Here is a 22,003-nt window from a genome sequence, read left to right as displayed (position 1 = left end):
ATTGAATACTTAATGGAAGCTTATCGACTCGCAGACGGGAACAATGGCTGCCTAATGCCACAAAATGGCAGGTAAAGTTAGCTGTTGGAATGCAATGGGGTTGTGTGCCAAGATGCGGCAACGATGAATACTATGAGAGGTGCCTCGGACGGTGGGAGGCGGGTCTCCACGTAATGGCTTGTCGGAAATCGGACTTGGTGACGGGGGACGGGGTCACTGGCGGCAACCGTTGCTGGAAACTGCCGCGAACGATCACATGGCACAGGAGCCGACATGGCCGCGACCGCCGTCGCCCTGCTCGTAGGCGCGCGAGGCCCGGGCCATGTTGAGCTCGGACAGCTCCATCTGGCCCTCGATGTACGGGAGGTAGTACTTGTCGATGCCGCAGGCGTCGAGCGAGCAGTCGCCGCAGTCGTCACCCCAGCTCAGGGCCTCGGCAACGATGCGGATCCTCTCCTCGCGCGTGGTGTCGCTGATGCGGATGCTTCCCATGGTGTTCCCCTCCCGATGGCGGGCTCCGTGCCCGTGGCGTTGGCTCGGGCTCCATCGTAGGCGAACGGCATGAAGATGGCGGCGAGGCAGACCGTTGGGAAGTCTCGCCGCCATGCTTGCCCTGTCTTGGCACCTACCCCCGCAGCGGGGCGATGAACTGCGGGACGCCGTCCACCATCGCCGGGCGGTCCTCGCCACGGACCAGCGGGCGTGCGTACAGCTCGAAGTCACGCGTGAGCCCCATCCCGTCGGGGGTGATCCAGTGGCGCGGCACGCGGCGCACCTTGTCGGCGACCTTGGTGACGTCCACGCTCACCAGGCGGGTCTGGTAGGGGGTCGTGGACGTGCGCTCGAGCGCAACCATCACGCCGGACTGGCTGTCGGTCGCGGCAAGCACGCCGGCGGCACCCAGCGAGCGGGACTCCGACAGGTCGACCGCGCTCGCCGTGGTCGAGGCGCAGCGCTGCAGGGTCGAGAGCTCCACACAGCGCGTCTTGCAGCCGATGCGCTCGCGGGTGAGCGCGGCCAGGTACCTGCCGGTTCCCGAGAGCTGCGCAAGGTGGCCAAACTCGTCGGTCCCCACCCCGGAGGAGGCGCGCTCGCACAGCAGCTTGCCGTCTGGGGCGCGAAGCCCCTCGCTCACGGCGACGATCACGGTGTTCTGGCGTTCCAGCAGGTTGGAGATGCGATCGAGCAACTTTCTCTCGTCAAAGCTGACCTCCGGGAGGAGGACGACGTCGGGAGAGGGGCCACCGGCTGACCCTGCAAGGGTGGAGGCGGCGGCAAGCCAACCGGCATCGCGGCCCATGATCTCGACGAACGTGACGCTGCTGAGGTCGTACACGTCGGAGTCGCGCTGGATCTCGGCGGTCGCTGTCGCCACGAACTTGGCGGCGCTGCCGTAGCCGGGCGTGTGGTCGCAGCCCAGGAGGTCGTTGTCTATCGTCTTGGGGACGCCCACAAAGCGGACGTCGCTGCCCTGCGACTCGCCGTAGGACGAGAGGCGCGCGATGGTGTCCATGGAGTCGTTTCCGCCGATGTAAAGCACGTAGCCAACGCCCAGGCGGTTGAACTCGTCGAACAGCTGGCGGTACGGGCGGTCGTCCTTCTCCGGGTCGGGCAGCTTGTAGCGGCAGGATCCTAGGTAGCTGGCGGGGGTGTGGCGCAGCAGCTCAAGCTCGAGCTTGCCGGGGAGGTTGGACGAGAGGTCCACGGTGCGGCCGTCCAGCAGCCCCTTGATGCCGTAGCGCATGCCTATGGGGCGAAGTCCTAGCTCGCGCGAGGCGTCCATGACTCCCGCGAGACTCGCGTTGATCGCGGCGGTCGGGCCGCCGGACTGTCCCACCAGAATGTTCCTGACCCTTGCCATTGCGGCCGCTCCTCTCGCCTCGCTGTTTCGCCGGGACGTTCCGCGCGCTCCCATAGGAGGGGTCGCGCCATGCTTTCAGGGTACTCGTGTTTTTGCCAAGATGCGCCCATGGCTTGCCGCCTGGGGCTGGCAGCGGGGGTTGTCCCCTGCGGGTCACGAGTGCCCACTCACCTAATGGGTATTGGATAACAAGGGCAATTTATCTAGCATTCCTGTACACGGCGAGCCATGTCTAGGAGAAGCGATGCGCATTCTGTACTACACCGAGGTCAGGGGAGAGAAGAGTGGCCCCACCAAGGAGGCCAACCTCGTAGAACGAGACGGGGAGTTCCAGATGATCGGCGTCCACAAGACGGTGCCGCTGGGGCGCGTCTCGTCGGTGGAGCTGATGAAGTCCGAGGCAGAGAACCCCGTGGTGCGCGTTGTGACGGAGCAGGGCATTTATTGCATGAGCGTCCCCTGGGTCATCCCCGGGGCGGAGGGCGTGTCGTTGCGCAACAAGGAGGCGACAATCCGCCTGGCCCGCACGCTGCGGGAGAAGGCGCGCTTGGGGTAGGGGCATGGGCAGGGGAGAGGTGCCTCCCCGCGTGTCCTCGAACCCGCTAGGGCTCGTCGCGGACGAACGTGAGCGTCCCCTCGTTCGAGCGCGAGCGATCCAGCCGGTAGCCACGCTCACTGAAGTCGGCGAGTTCGCCCGTCTCCTCCACCCCCTGCTCGGCGCACCAGCGCACGAAGGTGCCGCGCGCCGCCTTTGCCTCGGTCGCAGCTTGCACCAGCCTTCCGTCCGACTTGCGCAGGCTCAGGAACTCGCAGGTGAGGATGGGCGTTTTCGCCGCACGCGCGAACGGAGTGACCGCCTTGGCGTACTCGTGCGACGCGACGTTCACGATGGACATGCCGGCGGCGTCCCGTGCGAGCGCGTCGTGGATCCTCTCGCCCCAGAACCCGTAGAGGTCGTGGCTACGGCCCATGGGGAGGCGGGCCTGCATCTCGAGCCGGTAGGGGACTACGCCGTCGAGCGGGCGGAGCACGCCGTACATTCCGGAGAGGATTCGCAGGTGGGTGCGCAGCCAGTCGATTTGTGGCTCGCTCATGACCTGCGGGGCGAGGTGCTGGTACTGGATGCCCACGTAGGAGGTGACGGCGGGGGAGAGGAGCGCCGGGTCGGCGAGCATGCCGTCGGGCATCGTCTGGAGCTGGGCCCAGCTTCGGTGCGCGATCGCCTCGCTGCAGCGCCAGATCTGGCGGGCGCCATCGTAGCCGAGCGCGAGCAGGCCGTGCGCCAGCTGCGTTGCGGATTCCAGGAACTCCGGCCGCGAGCACGCCGAGGGAGGCCCCTCGACCACGTCCATCCGCTTTGCCGGCGAGATGATGAACAGCAGCGGCATGCCTTTTTGTCTCCCTTCCACGGTCGGGACCTCGCCCCCACGGCACCATGGTAGGTGAGGGAGGGCGAGGCGGCGGTGGCGGAGCGGGGAATCGGAGGTGACGGTCGCCCCAGATGGCACGGGGGCCGGGAGGCTGCTGAGGAAAACGGAGCTGTGGCAATCGGAGATGTGCTTTGGGAGCCGCCGCGGGCGATCCCGGCGACCATCTGCTCAGGAAAGTCGAGTATTGGCAATCCCGGGCCCCATTTCTGCTGAGGAAAGCCGAGTATTCGCAACGGATGGGCCGTTCGGTGCCGCCTCGCCTGCCACAGCTCGCGATTCCTCAGCACCCAACGCCCCCCCAAATTGCCAATACTCGACTTTTCTCAGCAACCTCGGGGCGCAAGGCCTCCGGGACCTGTCGTAACGCACGATTTCCTGATGCCTCCGCTCTCCGGATTCACCCCCGGTTGCCCTGAACGGGGTGTCTGAGCGCTCTCGGGATCTCGGGCCCCTATCCCCGCGACCCAACTTATGCACGGCAACGCCTGCGTGATCGGCGCGTCTGCACCTCGGTCGATGGCTCGGCGCGCGAATGCCCATCCGCGCAAGAGGTCGCGCCAGAGGTGACCTTGACCTGGCTTGTCGATTGCCTTACGTCCTCCTCCACGCTCCCCGAAAGGTCTCGCGTCCACCCTTGCGAGGTTGATACCATTCCCGCAGCGATGCCTCCGGGGGGAGGCAGATGGGAGGGGATTATGGCCAAGAGGGTCCTGGTGGTGGAGACGAGCCCCCGCGTGAGGGGAAACTCCAACCGCATGGCAGAGGAGTTCGCCCGCGGTGCCCGCGAGGCGGGCAACGACGTCGATGTCATCTCACTGGCGGGGAGGAAGGTTTCGTTCTGCACGGGCTGCTGGGGTTGCAAGGACTCCCACCGCTGCGTGATTCACGATGACGCGGACGAAATCGTTCAGCGCATACGTCATTCGGACGTCGTCGCGTTTGCCACGCCCATCTACTACTACGAGATGTGCGGCCAGATGAAGGTCCTCCTCGACAGGGCGAACGCGCTCTACTTCGCGCCAGACAACCGCTTTCGCGACGTGTACCTGCTCACCACGGCGGAGTCGGAGAAGCCCGATGCGGCGGACAATGCCATCAACGTCTTGCGCGGGTGGATATCGTGCTTTGAGCAGGCGAGACTCGCTGGTTCGCTCCTCATCGGCGGGACCACCACGGACGGGAGCATAGAGGGACGTCCCGAGCTCGAGGAATGCGCGAAGCTCGGAAGGGCTGTGTAGCGGCAGCGCGAGGAATGAACCCGACAGAACTGTCCCCATGGCAGAACCGCCCCTCCCACGACCTGGCGGGAGGGGCGGTTCCTTAGATTCGGCCGAACGAGGAAACACTGCAGGTTAGGGGCTCTCTGACTCTCTGACCACACGTGCACCTCGCCCCACCCGGCCGCGCTACCCGCGGTCGCGGTGAAAGCGGTCGAGCACGTCCTGGTACTCCGCGCGCCTCCTGCGAAACGCCATCGTAAACGCCAGCGTGAGAACCGCGAGGATCACGAGGTAGAGGCCCGCGAACCCCGCCCAGGCAAGCAGCTTTCCCGCCGGCAGCCACTGCCCCAGCACCGCGCATCCCGCCAGTGCGACGAAGTACGTGATGCCAAACCCGGCGACGCGCCCCCCGTATCCCAGGCGTGACGTGAGCCTGAAGTTGAACCAGAGCTGCTGCAGCACGCCCCCCGCCAGGCAGGCGAGGACCCAGCTGGACGCGCCGCGAGTTGACTCGTCCAGCCCGCCGGACGCGACCGCCTCCGACACGACCCACGCGAGAATCGCCACCACCGCCCAGGAGCTCCCCACGAACAAGCCCATGGTCACCGCGCGCCCCGCGCTCTCGTGCTCGTCCCCGTCAAAGACACCGTACGCAAGGTCCCTTTTCAGGCTGTCCATCGTGTCTCCCCTCGTCCGCCTGCTTCCCTACCCAACGATCCCGATCCTCGACTTCACCTGCGGCGCGTAACTGCGCGAGACGACCGCCTCGCCCCCGCCCCTAAGCCCAAGCACCAGCCTGCTGCCAAACTCCGGCCTGATGGTCTGGACGTTGTCCAGGTTCACGACCTCCTGCCGCGAGGTGCGCACGAACTCAGTCTGCTGCAGCGCCGCCTCGAGCTCGAACAGCCTCGATGGGCTGTGCAGGGTCTCCCCGTCGACCAGACGGACGAGCGCATGGTCGCCGTCGGACCGTATGCTCGCGACGCTGGCGAGAGGGACCACGCGTCGCTCGGTGCCCGTCTGACTGGTGTACGCGGTGATCTTGCCGCTGGCGGTCCTCAACCTGTCGGCGAGGCGCTCCGCCCGCTGGTCGCCGGGGGCGCTCAGCACCGTCACCTCGATGCCGCGCTGACCTTCGCGCTGAATGAGCCTCACCATCATCTGGAGCTCCCTCCCTTTGCTGGTTCGAAGGTACACGAGGCACGGGCGGGGGAGACCGGCAACCCACCGAGTTGCGAAAGGTCAGGCCCGAGTTGCATGTGGCACTGGGCCGCCTCCGGGGCCGCTGCCGCGGCAACCTGCTGAGGAAGCGCGACTCGTGGCAGTCCGATGGGGGCACGGGAGCGGTGAGCGCCAGTCACCTGCTGAGGAATATCGAGTATTGGCAATCGGGGGCGGATTTCTGCTGAGGAAAGTCGACCTCTGGCAATGGAAGGGCACTCACGGCTGCCAATACTCGACATTGCCCAGCGGTAAGGACTCGCGGATTGCCACAACTCAACTTTCTTCAGCACCCTCGGGGTCCCCGCGCCACTTGGCCCGCCCGACAGCAAGCCGCCCGCCCGGCGTCCTCGCGCCACGCTCCGACGGTTGACCCCCATCGGTGTCGCTGCTACGGTAGTCCTGCCCTGGCAAAGCACTTGCCGAGCACCAACAGCATAGGTTCCACGTTCATCGGAGGCCGCCGGCCGTAGCCGGCAATGGCCGGATAAGATGTCGAGTGCGCTCGGTGTCCCCTCGGGGTGCCGGGCGCCTTTTTCATGAGAGGAGACGCCATGCAGATCCGCCGCGCCCAGAGGGGTGACATCCCCGGGATCGACAAGCTGCTCACCGAGGTCAACAAAATCCACCACGACGGCCGCCCCGACCTGTTTGACCTGGGTCGCAAGTACACGGACGACCAGCTTGCCGCGATGGTGGGCGACGACTCGCGCCCCATCTTCGTCGCCACGGGCGACGCGGGAGAGGTCCTGGGCTACGCCTTCTGCGCGCACCAGCAGATTGTGGGCGACCCCATCCGCACCGACGTCAAGACGCTCTACATCGACGACCTCTGCGTGGACGAGTCCACCCGCGGCATGGGCATCGGTCGCGCGCTGTTTGACCACGTCGTCGCCTACGCCCGCCAGAGCGGCTGCCACGACGTCACGCTCAACGTGTGGGAGCTCAACCCCGGCGCCCGTGCGTTCTACGAGCGCATGGGCATGCATCCCCTCAAGACCTGCATGGAGACCGTGCTCTAGCCCGTCTCCGCACCTTGGGTCGGTCGTTTGCCGCCCGCGCCTTCGCCCGCATGCTGTAGCTTCGCCGGTAGGGGAGAGGGGACGGACCCCGGGCACGGAAGCCGTCACGTACGGGCCGTGTGGCCGTCTCCGCCCCGAACGTCGGCACGCCCCAACCCCACGCCCCGCGCGTTTCTCCCCCATGCCCGCAGGTCGTTTGCCGTATCCTATAGTTGTCTGAACAAGACGACGGGAGGCGGGCAGCCATGAGCGAAGCCTATCGCAGGGCCCATCGGTTGGGCGAGAGGGACCGTCACGAGGCGGTGGCGGCAAGCCACTCGCCGTACCTGCACGCGCTGGACGAGATGATCTCGGCCTCCGACGTCTCGGGGCGAGAGGCCCTGGGCATCATGGAGGTCCCTCTCGACCTGGTGGTCGGCACCAAGACAAACGCCCGCCGCAACGCCTTCTCGCGCAACTTCATGCCGCTCCTGGACGACAACACCGAGTTCGCCTCCAAGTGGTCGCGGCTGTACTCCATCCAGGTGAGCGAGGGCTTTCGCGACCCGGTCAAGGTCTTTGAGTTCATGCACCGCTTCTACGTGCAGGAGGGGAACAAGCGCGTCTCGGTGCTCAAGTACGTGGACTCGCCCACGATCCAGGCCGACGTGATCCGCCTGCTCCCCAGCCACTGGGACGGCAGCGAGTCGCGCCTGTACGGCGAGTTCCTGGAGTTCTGGCGCGCCGTTCCCGTCTACGACGTGGACTTCACGCGCGAGGGCTCGTACCGCCGGCTCGCCGCCTACTACGGCCGCGACCTCTCGCAGCCCTGGGACGAGGCCGCCGTCGACCGCCTGCGCGCCGACTGCCAGTACTTCACCACCGTGTACCGGCAGCAGGGCGGCAGCCACCTGGACATAACGCCCGCCGACGCGCTGCTGGTGTATCTTTCCATCTACGGAGAGGAGCCGCTCATCAGCACGCCGGCCCAGCTGCTGTCGCAGCGCATCGGCAAGATCTGGTCCGAGCTGGTGCTGTCCACAGAGGACGACAAGGTCGCCGTGGTCGACGAGCCCACGCCCGCCGACGCCAGGGCGGCAGGTACCGCGGAGGAGAGGGCAGAGGCCACGCCGCCCGCGGCCCGTCCCTCCGGCGGCGGGGGCGCCCCCGACCCACAGGCCCAGGACCAGGCCCCGCGGGTGACCATTGGGCCGCTCGCACTGTTCCCGCGCCGCCCGCGCGCGGGCGAGGGGCCGCTCAGGGTCGCCTTTCTCTATCGCGGTACCCTGGCGTCGTCCAGATGGGCCGTGGCGCACGAGGTTGGCCGCCAGGAGCTGCAGCGCGACTACGCCCCCTACGTCGCCACCAGCAAGTACGAGGGCTGCGACACGGACGAGAGGGTCCTCTCCGCCATCGCCGACGCCGTCTCCGCCGGCGCCAGGGTCGTCTTCACCACGTCGCCCACGCAGATGGACGCGACCCTGAAGGCATCGCTCGAGCACCCGGAGGTGTGCTTTCTCAACTGCTCGCTCAACCTGCCGCACCAGAGCGTGCGCTCGTACCGCGCCCGCACGTACGAGGCAAAATTCCTGCTCGGCGCACTTGCCGCCTCTGTTGCGGACAACCACAAGGTGGGCTACCGCGCCGCCTACCCCATCTATGGCTCCATCGCAGACATCAATGCCTTCGCCATCGGCGTCGCGCTGGTGGACCCCAAGGCTGAGGTGCACCTTAAGTGGGCCACGCGGGAGGGGAGCGACTGGCGGCGCGAGCTGGCGGACGAGGGCGTGACCGTGCTCTCGGGGGCCGACTACGCCCGGCCGCTCTCGGACGACAACAAGTACGGCCTGTACCGCATGTGCGACGGCGTTGCGCAGAACCTGGCGCTGCCCATCATGAACTGGGGGCGCTACTACGAGCTAATCGTGCAGAGCCTGCTCCAGGGCACCTGGGAGGACGTCCCCAAGACGAGCGAGGTCCAGGCGGTCAGTTACTGGTACGGAATGTCCGCCGGGGTCATCGACGTTGCGATCTCCCCCGATATGCCGTACTACTCGCGTAAGATGGTCGAGGTCCTGAGGAACGGCATCGTCACCGGGACCAGCGGACCGTTCTACGGCGAGATGCGCCGCCAGGGGGGCGAGGTCATCAAGGGACCCGGCAGCCCCTGCCTGTCGAGCGAGGAGATCGTGCAGATGGATTGGCTCAACGACAATGTCGTGGGCTCGCTGCCCCGGGCGGACGAGCTCACCCCCTCCGCGCGCGAGGCCGTGCGGGTGAGCGGGGTCATCGGCCAATGAGGGCGCTTGTCGTCTCGGACGTGGAGGACAAGGCCCTGTGGGACTACTACACCCCGGGGCGCGTGAAGGACGTTGACCTGATCCTCTCGGCGGGGGACCTGGACGCGGACTACCTGGAGTTCCTCGTCACCATGACCAACAAGCCGCTGTTCTACGTGCATGGCAACCATGACACCGCGTATCGGCAGAGCCCGCCCGGGGGCTGCATCGACGTGGACGGCGGCCTGTACGTGTACCGCGGCCTGCGAATTCTGGGGCTGGGCGGCTCCATGCGCTACAAGGACGCGCCCTTTGAGTACACCGAGCGAGAGATGCGTCGGCGCATCCGGCGCCTGACGCCCAGGATCCGGCGGGCGGGAGGGTTCGACGTGCTTCTGACCCACAGCCCGGCAGCGGGCGTGGGAGACCTGCCCGACCACGTGCACCGAGGCTTCGAGTGCCTGGGCGAGCTGGTCGAGCGCTGGAAGCCAGCCCTCATGGTGTACGGGCACGTTCACCTCTCGTACGGGGCCGGCATGGAGCGCGAGCACGAGTTTGGCTGCGGCACCCGCGCGGTGAACGCGTTTGGCAAGCACTACCTGGACGTGGAGCCGGTGGGCACGCTGCCGCACCCGTGGATGGAGCCCATGATCAACGCGCGCTGCCTGCGAGACGGGGAGAAGTCCGCGGACCACGGGTTCTTGCCCGGGACCTCGGGCACGGCGTTTGGCTCGTACCGCCAATGGTAGCCTGGGGGCGATTGCACGGCTTGGCCGCGTGTGCAGCTTGGCCGAGGACGAAGGGTGCGCACTGGTCTCCCTGGGGCAAGACCACTCATGCAGCATTCAGGACATTGCAGAAAAAGTTGGGTTTAAAAGGTCACTTGGGACCGTTTTTGTGGCTCGATGCATCCTCCTGCATGCTATCTTGAATGAGGGTGCAGGCATCTCATATTGCTCCACTCGGAGGGGATGGGGTGTCTCGCTGCGCGACTTGTGGGAAGCCGCGCCATGAGCAAGAAGGACACGCCTATGCCTATGAGATCTTCCAAGGGGAACCAGTCGCACCCCCGTGGCGGCATCCTGCGGATCGTCGTAACCCTCGCGATCGCGGTCGTGGTGACCGTCCTCGCCTTCGCTCCCCGTGGCGCCCTTGCCGCTGCCGAGCAGTCAGGCGAGACGGGCGACTCCGCCGTCGCGGCAGCCTCCCCCGATGGCGCCGACTCGTCCGCTGCCGCAGGCGCGACGGCGCCCTCCGCGACCGATGCGGCTGGAACGTCCGCGACCTCCGCGCCGTCCGCCGATGCCACGGACTCGTCGGCGTCCCTCGCGACCGTGCTTGCTGCCAGATCGGGGACCAGCACCGTGCAGATCCAGTACGACGAGGACACCGACATCCACTATGTGCTCGACCCCGAAAGCGCCAGCGGCCGCATCATCCTCTACTGCATGAACAACCAGTCGCACTGGCCGCATACCACGCCGAGCATCTCCAACGTGCCTTCCTACATCGAAGGCTATCTGACGCCGGAAAAGTTCAAGTCCCAGGACGACTACGATGCCTGCATGAACAAGCTCCTCGCCATCCTCTACGCGGGCTACTCCTACAACGGCATGAACATGTACACCGTCGTCGACTCGACGCAGGGCATCTCCGCGGATGCCTTCAACGCCCTGCTCAACCCGCCAAGCTGGATCAGGTCAGACTTCCCCGACTCCATCGGCGACACGGTGTTCTCCTACAGCGATTATCCGGATAACACTGCCAACCTCGCCAAGCTCAACCAGTTCGTGATGGATGAGCTCACCAAGTACTATTTCACCGGTGCCACGACGCCCTCCGGCCACACGTCGGCCGATATTCGCGCCACGCCATTCTACCAGGCGGCAACCGCCATGGCCTATGCCACCAACAACGAAACGCCGCTCAAGGTGTGGGACCTGAACCACTCCGGCGCCGATACGGTGACCGAGTCCGAGGCCTACAACGCTACCCAGTACGCTATCTGGGCAGTGCTCGGCGACTACGGCATCGAGAACAACACGCTCAACTCGAAGAGCGGCGAGGTCACGCAGAAGGCGCTCGCCGTCAAGCTGCTCAACTATGCGACCGCCGACAAGGTCCTGCGCGCCGAACCCGATGCGGGCAACGTGAAGATCACCGGCGGCAGCCAGTTCGCCTACGACCCCGAGTACGGGGTGTGGAAGACGGGCATGCTCTCGGTGACCGAAGGCAAGAACTACCATGGCACGTACACGCTCACGCTCCCCTCGGGCGTGTCGGCCCACAAGCTCGACGGCACCCCGGTCTCGAAGGTGTCCGCCGGCACGAGCTTCTACCTCGTCTCGACGACGAAGCCGACGGCGACCGATATGGAGATCAAGGTGAGTGACACGCTCACCTGGCTGCAGGAGTACCGCCAGTACTCGCCCAGCCCCGAGGGCGTTACCGCCTCCGACGGCAAGAACTTCCAGCACATGATCGGTGCAGTCATCAAGCAGAAGACGGTGGAGGCCACGCTCCCCCTGTCTCCCGCCAAGGACGGCAACCTCACGGTCTCCAAGACGGTGACGGGCGAGGACCCCTCCTCCACGAGCTTCAAGTTCACGGTGACGCTGGGAGACACGAGCATAAACGGCACCTACGGCGGCATGACCTTCACCAGCGGCGTGGCGACCGTCTCGCTGAAGTCGGGGGAGAGCGCGACCGCCGAGCACCTGCCCGCGGGGACGACCTACACCGTGGTCGAGACCAAGAACGACGACTACGCGTCGACCTCCCAAGGCGCCGGGGGCGAGATTGCGGACGAGACGACCTCCACTGCCGCCTTCACCAACGAGCGCCTGTACAAGCTCACCGTGAGCAAGCAAGTCTCGGGTAGCGCCGCGAGCAAGACGCAGTCGTTCCCGATCACCATCACGCTCTCCAACTCCGACGGCAGTCCCATCTCCGGCGAGTTCAGCTACACCGGGGGTACTGTGAGCGGCGTCGATGGGGTCACCGCCCCCGCAAACGGTTCGCTCACGTTCACGAAGAACGGCACGGCGACGGTCAGCCTGTCCCACGGCCAGCAGATTACGATCCAGGGCATTCCCTCCGGCACCACCTATACGGTGACCGAGGCGGACGGCAAGCACGACCACTACGACGTGACCTACGCCGCCAATGGTGCCGCCTCGCAGGACTCGGCTCCCACGGGAACCCTCTCGGACGACGCGACCGTGGACGTCACCAACACCATCCGCACCGGCAGCCTTGAGGTTTCCAAGCACGTGGAGGGCGAGTCCGGCTCCAAGACGCAGTTCGAGTTCACGGTGACGCTCGACGGGACCGGCAAGGGACTCACCGGAACCTATGGCGACATGGAGTTCAAGGACGGCACGGCAACCTTCGAGCTGGGGGACGGCGACTCGAAGACCGCGACCAACCTGCCCGAGGGAGCCACCTACACCGTCGAGGAGGGGACAAACATCAACTACTCATCCTCCTCCGAGGGTGCGACCGGCGAGATCAAGAAGGGCGAGACCTCCAAGGCCGCGTTCACCAACACCCGGCATGGCCTGACGCTCCCGCTCTCTGGCAGCACGGGCATCGGTGCCACCTACGTCGCGGGCATCGCCGTCCTCGCGCTCGCGGCACTCTGGATGCACGCACGCCGCACTGCCGCCGGGAAGGGAGGCGATGGTCGTGACTAAGCGCCTCTCCTCTCGCCTGGGGCGTCGCCCCTCCCTGCTCGCGACGCTGGTCGTGGCGCTCCTCGCCCTGGTCCTCGTGCCCTCCGCCTCGTGGGCACGGGCAAAGACCGGCTCCCTCACGGTCAACGTGGCCGAGGGCAGCGGGTCGTCCTCCCAGCTCAAGGCCTACCAGCTGTTCTCGGCTGACGTCGCCGACGACGACGGAACCAACAAGGTCGTGTCAAACATCACCTGGGCGAGCAGTTCCGCCCAGGCGGTCGTGACGGCGCAGATCAAGGCCAGCGACCCCACGTTCACCGGTACCACCGCGCAGGAGTGCGCCGAGTGGCTGGACAAGAACGTGCCGAGCGACTCTTCGTCCGCCTCGTCCAGCCCGGTGGTCCTGGCCATCGCGAAGGCGATGATGACCTCTAGGGTCACCCCCACGAGCGTGACTGCGGGGGACAGGACCGAGCTTGCCGAGGGCTACTGGCTCCTGGTGAGCGACGACACGGCCGTGGGCACCGGCCAGTCGGGCACCTCGCCCATCCTCGTGGTGGTGGGCGGCCTGCCCGTGACCGCGAGCACCAAGTCGTCCGTCCCCACCGTGGAGAAGACCGTGCTTGAGGACTCCACCGACGCCTGGCAGAAGCAGGCTGATGCCACCGTGGGAGATAGTCTGTACTGGAAGCTCCAGGCGACTATCCCCGCCGGGATCAAGGGATACACCACCTACGGGATCACGTTCCACGACACGCTGACTGCGCGCCTCTCCGCCCCCTCTGACGTCCGCGTGTACGTGGCTGCGGGGACCGCGGGTGACGAGTGGGAGAAGGCCGCCTCGGCACCCGACGGCTGGACCGAGCTGGACCCCTCCGAGTACACCGTGAGCAGCGAGGCGCAGTCCTCGGGGTCCACCCTCGACGTGACGGTGACCGACCTCGTCAAGAGTGCCGCCACCCATGGCATGGAATTCTCGTCCGGTCTCCGCGTGGTGGTCATCTACGACGCGCCGCTCTCGTCGGAGGCGGGCCACGGCTTCGACGCACCCAACGTCAACACCGTGACGCTGCGCTACCCGCGCTCGCCGTACTCTGACACGTATTCCGAGACCGAGGAGAGCACGGCCGTCGCGTACACCTGGGACCTGTCGCTCACCAAGCGCGACTCGTCCAGTGACGCCAAGCTGGCAGGGGCGGTGCTGCGCATCACGGACGACCGTGGGCGCCACCTGACGCAGAGCGCCAGCTGGACCACCGAGGACGCCACCGTCACCACCGATGCCAACGGGCTGGTCACCGTAAGCGGCGTGGACTCCGGCACCTTTGACGTGGAGGAGGTCTCTGCGCCCCAGGGCTACGACGCCTTTGCCGGGTCCAGGCGGATCACGCTGTCCGTCACGCTCGACCCCGACCAGATCGTGAGCGGCAAGGACAAGGCGGCGAACAAGGCGGGCCTCGAGGCGGTGTCGCCGCTGCGCGTTGACTCCTTCGACGCGTACGCCGGCACTGCACAGGTATCCGCCCTCGACGACACCACGCCCAAGACACCGGCGGGGAAGGCCGCGAAGGGGATTGCCAAGGCCGTCTCGTCGATGCTCCCCAAGACGGGGGACCCCACGTCGTTCATTCCCGTGGCGATCCTCGTGGTCGCAGGCGTTGCCACGATTCTCGCGTCTCGCAGGCTCAGGGGGAGGGGTGACGGCAGGTGAGAGGAACGTACCCCCTTGGTCCGCCCGGTGCACCCTCGGGGCCTGCGTGCGGCGACTCGTGGTCGCCGGGACCAGAGCCCTAGCTCGGACGAGATGGGAACCAGCGGCCGATGGGCCGATCAGCACTGACGCAATCAGAGATGCCAAGCACAGGAGAAGGGACAGAGCACATGAAGAAGGGGAAGAACCTGGCAAGGATCGCCGTCACGGCGGGGCTTACGATGGCGATGACACTGGGGGGCGTGGCGCTTCCGGCAACGGCTGCGTTCGCGGCGACCACCGGCAACGTGACCATCCAGAAGAATGCCAACAACAACGCGGACGAAACCACCACGCTGGGCTACCAGATCTTCACGGGTGACGTGGTGGACAGCGGGACGTCCAAGACCGTCTCAAACATCAAGTGGGCGAGCGACGAGGTCGAGAGCGTGGTCGTCACCCAGATCACGGCGCTTGACGGCTCGTATAAAGGCACTTCGGCGCAGGATGCGGCTGATTACCTGAGCACGCACCTGCCGGCAGAGGGCAGCTCCGGCACCAGCACGATCATCGAGAGCAACAAGCTCTACTCCAACATCGCCAACGCGCTGCGTGCCGACACGAAACTTACTCCGACCAAGCTGGCCGCCGGGACGGCAAGCAGCCTCTCCGCCGGCTACTGGCTCTTCCTGACCGACGCGACGTCGACCGCCAACACGGATTCGGAGTCCAAGGTGGACCAGGTGGGCTCCGCTCCCATCTACGCCGTGGTTGGCGACGGAGACCTGACGGTCTCGCCCAAGTCCACCCTTCCCACGGTCAACAAGGAGGTGAAGAACGACGCCGTCGGCTCCGATTGGGGCAAGGTAGCCGACTCCCAGGTGGGCCAGGACCTGCAGTACCGTCTGACCGGCACCGTGGCCGATGCCATCCCCAGCTACGACACCTACTACTACAAGTTCACCGATACCCTCTCTGCCGGCCTCACCGCCGACAAGTCGAGCGTCGCCGTGACGGTCGTGACGAACGGCACCACCTACACGGTCGCATCGGATTCGTATTCCACCACGCTTGTGACCAACTCCGACAATACGAGCACGCTCGGGGTGGAGTTCAACGACCTTAAGACCATCAAGGATTCCAAGGATCCCACGGCCACGATTCCGGTCAACGGATCTTCGAAGGTGTATGTGACCTATAACGCAAAGCTCGACACAAGCAAGGCGTACAAGGTCGCGAGCGAGCGTAACGACAACTCCGTCAAGCTCACCTACTCCAACAACCCGGGCACTGACAGCAAGGGCGACTCCACGCCCTCGACCGTGGGCGACTACACCTTCAAGCTCAAGATGGACAAGGTCGACAGCTCCGATGGGTCGAAGACCCTCAAGGGAGCCAAGTTCACCATCCAGGCAACGGGTGCCGATGAGGTTGCCGATGAGGGTGCCGGCACGCAGTACGTCCAGAAGGACGGTACGCTGGGCTCGGATCCCTATGAGTTCACGACGACGACCGATGCCAATGGGTACGCCTCCATCTACGTGTCTGGCCTTGACGTGGGCAAGTACACGGTGGTCGAGACCCAGGCGCCGAGTGGCTACAACACGGTGGCGAAGTTCGACTTCGAGATCAGGGCCACGTACGACAACACTGGCACGATCACCAAGGTTGAGGCGAGCTCCAGCAACGGCAATGCCGCTGATGCGTCGACCGATAAAACCGGGTTGGTTACCGTCACGGTGAAGGACAAGGCGGGCATGGGCCTGCCCCTCACCGGCCAGGCGGGCGTGACCGCCACCTGGATTGCTGGCGGCATCGTCCTCGCCATCGGCGTGACCCACCTCGTCCGTTCCCGCAGGGAGGGCGGCTCCGAGGAGTAGGCGATTGCTCCTCTCGCCCAGCTGGCGCGAGCGGATGACACGAGGAGGGGGTTCCGGGGTTCCCGGGATCCCCTCCTTTTGCGTGGGCCAGTGACATCTCCGGGGTGGGGCCGCTGAGGAATTGCGACCTGTGGCAACCCGAAGGCGGTTTGGCTGGTGAAAGTCGGGCTTTGGCCGTGGATGCGACCCCGAATCGCTGCCACAACTCCGTTTTTCTCAGCGGAAATGGCGGGAATCCTGACGATGATTGCCACAACTCGAGATTCCGCAGCAGCCATTGCCCTCCGGGGTCCCGTTCGAGGTTGTCGCTGCCTGTAATGCCTCAGCGGGACTCCGGCTGGGCGACCGCCGCCAGCCGAGGTCAAAGAAGAGGCGGGCTGGTAGGGACACATGCCCGGGCGATCCCGTGCCGCGTTCGGTGGTTGTCGCGTTCGTCCTCCGGCCCAGCCCGGCGGCGATGGTCGTCGTCCGCAGCTGGCCATGGCAGCGAACTCCTGATGTGAGCGGCCTGCGTTCACGGACCCTGGCCGGCTGCCTGGAGTTTTCCCAGTTGTTCGGCTGTCAAGGCGGTGATTCTGGCAGCAAGCTCCCGAAGTGAGTGCTCATATCGGGAACCCCTTGCCATTTGGGCTAGAGATGGGGTTGGGATGGCAGCAAACTCCCGACATGAGTGCTCATATCAGGCTCCCGTTGCCACCGGAGGGGTCAGCCGTGGACGGGCGACTGACCTATCAGGGCAAACGTTCGGATACCCTGGAAGCACGCCGGCTGCCGGCCACTCGAGACCGCTCACATCGGGAGTTCGCCGCCATCCCGGGAGGGTTCGAAGGGTCGCGAGAGGGGGGCTTGCCACCGAGGGCGCCCCCGTTCTCCTTCCCTGACTTTGGAGCGCCTGCTCCATGTCGGCGATTGCGTCCCGGGGACTGTCGCTGTCACCTCTCTATGAGCCCATCTCCCGAATGGCTTTGGGCAAGTCTCCCGTCCGTCTTGCCCGGCCGGCCTCGCAAACGGTGCCACGCCTATACTTAGTGACGCCCAACGTGACCGGCGAAGTGAGGGGGAGGGCCATGCCGAAGGAGAACGCCACGACGGAGCTGGAACCCGAGCGCCTGACCGAGGAGCTGCTCGAGAGGCTGCTCTCCAGCACGAGCATCGAGTCGTACCTGGATGGGCCCGGCGTCGTGGACCGCACCCTCGTGTCGTACCTCTCGCAGCTGCTGGCGAGCCACGGGCTCACGCGCGCGCAGGTCGCCCGCGCCTCGGGCATCAATGCCACGGTGGTGTACGACGTGTTCTCCGGCAAGAGCCGGCCCGGCCGCGACCATGCCATCATGCTTGCGCTCGGCCTGGGCTGCGACCTGCGCGAGACCCAGCGTCTGCTGCGCCTTGCCGGCGTTTCGGAGCTGTGGTGCAAGGTCCGCAGGGACGCGATTCTCATCTGGTGCGTGGAGCACGGCCTTTCGCGCGTGCAGGCAGACGACGAGCTGTGGCGCTTCGGCGAGCGGACCCTGCTGGGCACGGGACCGCTCCGCGCCCGATAGCGCCGCCGACTCAGCCGCCAACTGAGGAACGGGGACCCGCTGCTAGTATCATCTGGCACTGGGCGCGCGTCCCCGGCGGGACCGTGGCCCCTTCTTAACCCCCGCGCAGGCGGAACTCTTGGACCCGAGGACAGGCGTTGGACGACGAGCAGGTGCTTCATGCAATGGGCTTGGACGACAGCTATCGCGTGGAGCGCGTGCTTGCCGACCACCCCTCGGGCGTCACGGAGCTTGTGACCCTGGACGGCGCCGGCCCGTTCGTGCGCCGCCGCATCCCGCTCAAGATCGCACGTCGCGACGTGTGGGCGCGCCTGGGCAGCTGTGACAGCCCCCGGCTCCCGCGCGTGCAGGCGACCTACGAGCTGCCCGACACCTTCGTGGTGGTGTGCGACTACGTTCCCGGCCCCACTCTGGAGCAGCTGGTGGGCTCGTCTGGCCCACTCGGCCCGCACCGCGCGTGCGAGGTCGCGCTCGACGTGTGCGAGGCCGCCGGAGAGCTGCACGCCCACGGCATCGTCCACCGTGACATCTCGCCGGGCAACGTGATCGTGGCGGCCGACGGGGCGCACCTCATCGACCTGGGCATCGCCCGCCTTGTGGTGGAGGGCGCCAGCCACGACACGACTGCCCTGGGGACCTGGGGGTTCGCCTCTCCCGAGCAGTACGGCTTTGCGCAGACGGACGCCCGATCCGACGTGTACTCCATCGGACGGCTCCTGGGCTACATGGTCACGGGTCTCACGCCGGGGTCGGACGACTACGAGGCGGCGCTTGCCGACGGGGAGAGGATCCCGGCCAACGTGCGCGCGGCCGTCTCGCATGCCTGTGCGTTCGAGCCGAGCGCGCGCTACCAGACGGCGGGCGAGCTCTCGGGGGCGTTGCGGGCACTCCTGCGCGGGGAGGACGTGGCCCAGGCTGCCGGCGGGGAGCGCCCGGGGCGGGTGGACGCGAGCCTCTCGCCCGAGGCTGAGGTGGCGGAATCCGACGCGGCGTCAGGTGCCCCCGTGCCGCCTGGTGCAGGGGAGAGGGACGGAGGCTCCGTTGCCCCGAGCCCCCACCGCCGGCGCATCGTGGTGGTCGTGGCCGCGGTCGTGGTGGCGGCTGCCGCAGTGACGGCGTACGCGGTCCTCTCGCCCCGGACGTCAGGTGGCGGCGCCTCGGGGTCTGCGTCGTCCGTCTCCTCGTCCGGCACGTCCGCGTCGGGGTCTGATGCCTCCGCCTCGCCCTCCGCAGGCGGGGCCGACTCGGCGTCCGGGACGGCGACGAGTGCTGGCTCGTCCTCCACGAGGCCGACGACGGGCAAGAGCATCCTCAAGTCTGACGGCGACGTCCAGGTGACCGAGGCCGGCTGGTACCTGGCGGACGGCAACGTGGTCAACGTGGCCTATGGGGTCCACAACGCGGGGTCCAAGACCATCCTGTACCCCTCGGTCAGCGTCACCTGCCTGGATGCGGATGGCAAGGCGATCGCGACGACGCAGACGGCGCTCATGGCCGTGGCACCGGGCCAGACGCTGTACTTCGCGACCTTCGTGGACGGCACGGACGAGGCGGGGAGCATCGCCTCGGTGGAGTTTGCGGCCGACGCCCAGGGCATGGGTGCCAGCGTCTCCAGCCTCGTCCCGTCGCGGTACGCCACCGCGGACGTGCGCGAGCGCTCGGACTCCTCGGGTGCCACCATCGTGACCGGCACGGTGACCCTGGACAGCCAGGGGACGGACGAGGCGGCCCAGGGCTCGGCGGTGTGCGCGGTCTATCGTGCCGCGGACGGCTCAATCGTGGGCGGCGACGTGGTCTTCGTGGACATGCCCACGGCATCCGACCCCGCGCGCTTCCAGATCGAGGACTACGGGGTGCCCGCGCACGCATCGGTGGACGTGCAGGCGTACCCCTGGTAGGAGTGCAGGGCTTGAGCCGGGGCGTCCCCGGTGGGCGCGGGCTGTTCGCTTGGGGTGAGAGTTCGCGCGTAGCCAACAGCCGCGTGGCGTCGCGCGTGGGCGGCGCGAGAGCCATGGTTGGTTGGCGCGGCCCGCTCGGGGAGCGTTCGGCTCAGCTTGCTCCTATGGGGAGACACGTGGGTACGGGCGTCGCGCGCGGGGGAGACGTGCCACGGCCCTACAGGCCCAGGACGTCTCGCTTCTTGGCGTCGAACTCGTCCTGCGTCAGGATCCCGGCGTCCAGCAGCTCCTTGAGCTTCTTGACCATCTCCACGCGCTGGTCGAAGGAGGGCCCGTCCGCGGCCGAGGGTGAGGCGGCCGACTCCGACGCCGGTGCCGGGTCCGCTGCCCGCTGGTCGCCCGCCGTCGGTGCCACGTCCGCTGCCCGCTGGTCGCCCGCTGCCGGCCCTCCGCCTGCGCCCTGAACGTTGCCCGCTGCCGGCACGCTGCCCACGGGCGTCTCGCCTGCCGCCTGCGCGCTGCCTGCAGACGGAACCGGTGCCGCCTGGCCGCCCGTCGGGACCCCTGCCGTGCGCGGGTCAAGCCCCGACGCCAGGTTCATGCCAAACAGCATGCCGCCCGCGTCTCCCAGGCCGTTCTCGCGCACGCCCTCGGCGATGAGCTGCTGGGCGGAGATGTCGGCCGCCTGCCGCGACACGCCCTCGTAGGCGCGGACGCCCATCTTGCGCTCGGAGAAGCCGCGCACCAGCTCGCGCGACTCGTCGGTGAACTCCACGTCCTCGATGCCCACCGACACCAGCCTGAGGCCAAAGCGCCCCTCCCAGGTGCCCGCGTTCCTGTCGTCCGCCACCACCTGGTCCGCTATGCGCGTGGACTCGCCCGGCAGCTGCGAGATGCGCACGGACGCCGAGAGCCTGTTGATCGCGGCGAGAAACGACTGCAGGAACTCGCTGGTCAGCTGCCCGCGGGCCTTGGGGTTGTCCAGGCTATACGACGTGGCGTTGGCGGGCACGAACGACCGCACGAGCCGCTCGGGGTCCACCACCTGCACGCTGAACGTGCCGTAGGCGTAGACCTCCAGGTCGCAGCCGTAGAAGGCGTCGTTGTAGGCCAGGGGCCCGTGGGTCCCGAACTTGATGCCGCGAATCTCGCGAAGGTTGACGAAGGCGACGCGCTTGCTCTGGGGCGACATGCCCGAGAAGCCCACGCGCTCGGCGGCCTGGTCCAGGATGATCTTGCCCAGGCCCCTCTCCGCGCGGTCCTTGGCGTCGAAGACGGTCGCCTCGCCGTCGCGGTACTCGTAGCCGCCCGGCTGGGAGATGACCCGCTCGATGCCCGACTGGCTGAACACGAACGCCGCCGTGCCCTCGGGCACGTAGATCACGGAGCCGTTGGTGAGAATGTCCTCGGCCCCCCGGTTTGCGCCCCTGCCGTTCTGGGAGGCGCGCCTCACGGCTGGGGCGACCACCGTGTGCTCGTCGAAGTGGCCGGCGGTGATGACGTCCTTCCACTGGTCGGACAGCACGCCGCCCAGCGAGTCAAACGCGGCATCGATGATTCCCATGGCAGTTCCTCTCGCCTAGAGCGTCTGTTTGGTGTCGCAGTACGGGCACGTGACCACCTGGCCCGCGCGGCCCGTGAGTGGGGCGTGGCAGCCCCTGCAGCGGGTCGTGACCATCTGCGGGCGCGTTGGCTCCGCCTTCGCCCTGTCGCGCTTGGGGCGGATGCCCAGCGCCTCTCTCGCCTGGTCGATCATGCCGACGGCTGACTCCCGGCCCACCGCGTTGGTGTCGATGCCCGCGAGGTCGCCCGTCGCCGCCATGGAGATGGCGTCCGCCCAGCGCTGGGCCTTCACGCGGGGGACGCCGCGCATGACCAGGCGGACCGGCTCGCTGCCGAACATCGCGTTGAGGAGGAAGTCGCTTCCCGACTTGGATACGATCACCTGCGGCACTCCGTTATCGTCCGGCAGCTGGTCGAGGGGGCAGCGCTTGACCATCCGGCGCTTGCCGTGGAACAGGCCCTGGTCCACCTCGGCCACCAGGATCAGGTTCTTGTTGGTGAGGACGACCTCGCGCAGGTCGTCCGTTCCGCTGCCGCTCAGCAGGCTCGCGCGGTTGGTCCCCATGATCACGAACTCGTCCGGCGTCAGGTTGTATGCGTCCACTGGCGTGCCTCCCATGCTTGGTCCAAGGGCCATGCTAGCTGGGACGACGGCGATTTCCTCAGTTGCCAGCTGAGACGCCCGCCGAATTCAGTTGCCAGCTGAGGAATCGGCTTCACCCCCTTTTCAGAATGTGTCTCGTCA

The 22,003-nt window shown here is 67.0% G+C and carries 17 protein-coding genes; 10 read left to right on the top strand and 7 right to left on the bottom strand.

The window, feature by feature from the left end; translation table 11 throughout:
• Positions 1 to 252: 252 nt before the first annotated feature.
• Positions 253 to 492 (bottom strand): hypothetical protein, encoded by a 240-nt coding sequence (locus tag FYJ68_RS04505; protein WP_154434362.1) that lies wholly within the window; start codon positions 490 to 492, stop codon positions 253 to 255.
• A gap of 133 nt (positions 493 to 625) precedes the next feature.
• On the bottom strand, positions 626 to 1,861 hold the full coding sequence (locus FYJ68_RS04500) for a 6-phosphofructokinase (protein WP_154434359.1): 1,236 nt from the start codon (positions 1,859 to 1,861) through the stop codon (positions 626 to 628).
• A gap of 244 nt (positions 1,862 to 2,105) precedes the next feature.
• On the opposite strand from FYJ68_RS04500, the gene FYJ68_RS04495 reads away from it, so the two are divergent.
• Positions 2,106 to 2,417, top strand: a complete 312-nt coding sequence (locus tag FYJ68_RS04495; protein WP_154434357.1) for a hypothetical protein — start codon at positions 2,106 to 2,108, stop codon at positions 2,415 to 2,417.
• Between the two features lie 46 nt (positions 2,418 to 2,463).
• On the opposite strand, the gene FYJ68_RS04490 is transcribed toward FYJ68_RS04495, so the two are convergent.
• Positions 2,464 to 3,249: a YaaA family protein gene (locus FYJ68_RS04490; protein WP_229771999.1), complete on the bottom strand. Its 786-nt coding sequence runs from the start codon at positions 3,247 to 3,249 to the stop codon at positions 2,464 to 2,466.
• 737 nt (positions 3,250 to 3,986) lie between these two features.
• Here FYJ68_RS04490 and FYJ68_RS04485 point away from each other — a divergent pair.
• Complete coding sequence (locus FYJ68_RS04485) at positions 3,987 to 4,529, top strand: flavodoxin family protein (RefSeq protein WP_154434355.1); 543 nt, start codon at positions 3,987 to 3,989, stop codon at positions 4,527 to 4,529.
• Between the two features lie 168 nt (positions 4,530 to 4,697).
• On the opposite strand, the gene FYJ68_RS04480 is transcribed toward FYJ68_RS04485, so the two are convergent.
• Together FYJ68_RS04480 and FYJ68_RS04475 are read right to left on the bottom strand one after the other, a co-directional pair.
• Positions 4,698 to 5,189, bottom strand: a complete 492-nt coding sequence (locus FYJ68_RS04480; RefSeq protein WP_154434353.1) for a hypothetical protein — start codon at positions 5,187 to 5,189, stop codon at positions 4,698 to 4,700.
• 27 nt (positions 5,190 to 5,216) lie between these two features.
• Complete coding sequence (locus FYJ68_RS04475) at positions 5,217 to 5,672, bottom strand: LytTR family DNA-binding domain-containing protein (RefSeq protein WP_154434351.1); 456 nt, start codon at positions 5,670 to 5,672, stop codon at positions 5,217 to 5,219.
• A gap of 614 nt (positions 5,673 to 6,286) precedes the next feature.
• On the opposite strand from FYJ68_RS04475, the gene FYJ68_RS04470 reads away from it, so the two are divergent.
• The 8 genes from FYJ68_RS04470 to FYJ68_RS10355 all read left to right on the top strand — a co-directional run bounded on the left by FYJ68_RS04470 (position 6,287) and on the right by FYJ68_RS10355 (position 19,695).
• Positions 6,287 to 6,754, top strand: coding sequence for a GNAT family N-acetyltransferase (locus FYJ68_RS04470; RefSeq protein ID WP_154434349.1), 468 nt, complete (start codon positions 6,287 to 6,289; stop codon positions 6,752 to 6,754).
• Between the two features lie 245 nt (positions 6,755 to 6,999).
• The gene (locus FYJ68_RS04465) at positions 7,000 to 9,033 is read left to right on the top strand and encodes a BMP family ABC transporter substrate-binding protein (protein WP_154434346.1); all 2,034 of its coding nucleotides are present in this window, start codon (positions 7,000 to 7,002) and stop codon (positions 9,031 to 9,033) included.
• The gene (locus FYJ68_RS04460) at positions 9,030 to 9,761 is read left to right on the top strand and encodes a metallophosphoesterase family protein (protein WP_154434344.1); all 732 of its coding nucleotides are present in this window, start codon (positions 9,030 to 9,032) and stop codon (positions 9,759 to 9,761) included. Before FYJ68_RS04465 ends, FYJ68_RS04460 begins: the two co-directional genes overlap by 4 nt.
• 288 nt (positions 9,762 to 10,049) lie before the next feature.
• Entirely contained in the window at positions 10,050 to 12,707 is a 2,658-nt protein-coding gene (locus tag FYJ68_RS04455) for a DUF7601 domain-containing protein (RefSeq protein ID WP_154434342.1), read from the top strand.
• Positions 12,700 to 14,397, top strand: a complete 1,698-nt coding sequence (locus FYJ68_RS04450; protein WP_195837712.1) for an isopeptide-forming domain-containing fimbrial protein — start codon at positions 12,700 to 12,702, stop codon at positions 14,395 to 14,397. Before FYJ68_RS04455 ends, FYJ68_RS04450 begins: the two co-directional genes overlap by 8 nt.
• Positions 14,398 to 14,567: 170 nt before the next feature.
• Positions 14,568 to 16,256 (top strand): SpaA isopeptide-forming pilin-related protein, encoded by a 1,689-nt coding sequence (locus FYJ68_RS04445; protein ID WP_195837711.1) that lies wholly within the window; start codon positions 14,568 to 14,570, stop codon positions 16,254 to 16,256.
• Between the two features lie 1,067 nt (positions 16,257 to 17,323).
• Complete coding sequence (locus tag FYJ68_RS04440; protein WP_154434335.1) at positions 17,324 to 17,797, top strand: helix-turn-helix domain-containing protein; 474 nt, start codon at positions 17,324 to 17,326, stop codon at positions 17,795 to 17,797.
• A gap of 137 nt (positions 17,798 to 17,934) precedes the next feature.
• Complete coding sequence (locus FYJ68_RS10355) at positions 17,935 to 19,695, top strand: protein kinase domain-containing protein (protein ID WP_154434333.1); 1,761 nt, start codon at positions 17,935 to 17,937, stop codon at positions 19,693 to 19,695.
• A gap of 217 nt (positions 19,696 to 19,912) precedes the next feature.
• Here the strand turns inward: FYJ68_RS10355 and FYJ68_RS04430 are convergent, their stop codons facing one another.
• Both FYJ68_RS04430 and FYJ68_RS04425 read right to left on the bottom strand, forming a co-directional pair.
• Positions 19,913 to 21,259, bottom strand: a complete 1,347-nt coding sequence (locus FYJ68_RS04430; protein WP_154434331.1) for an SPFH domain-containing protein — start codon at positions 21,257 to 21,259, stop codon at positions 19,913 to 19,915.
• 15 nt (positions 21,260 to 21,274) lie between these two features.
• On the bottom strand, positions 21,275 to 21,862 hold the full coding sequence (locus tag FYJ68_RS04425) for a hypothetical protein (RefSeq protein WP_154434329.1): 588 nt from the start codon (positions 21,860 to 21,862) through the stop codon (positions 21,275 to 21,277).
• Between the last annotated feature and the right edge of the window lie 141 nt (positions 21,863 to 22,003).

This window comes from Olsenella porci (assembly GCF_009695875.1).
Taxonomy (GTDB): domain Bacteria; phylum Actinomycetota; class Coriobacteriia; order Coriobacteriales; family Atopobiaceae; genus Olsenella_H; species Olsenella_H porci.
The sequence above is the reverse complement of the archived record's forward strand: the minus strand, read 5'-3'. Positions and strand labels throughout refer to the sequence as shown.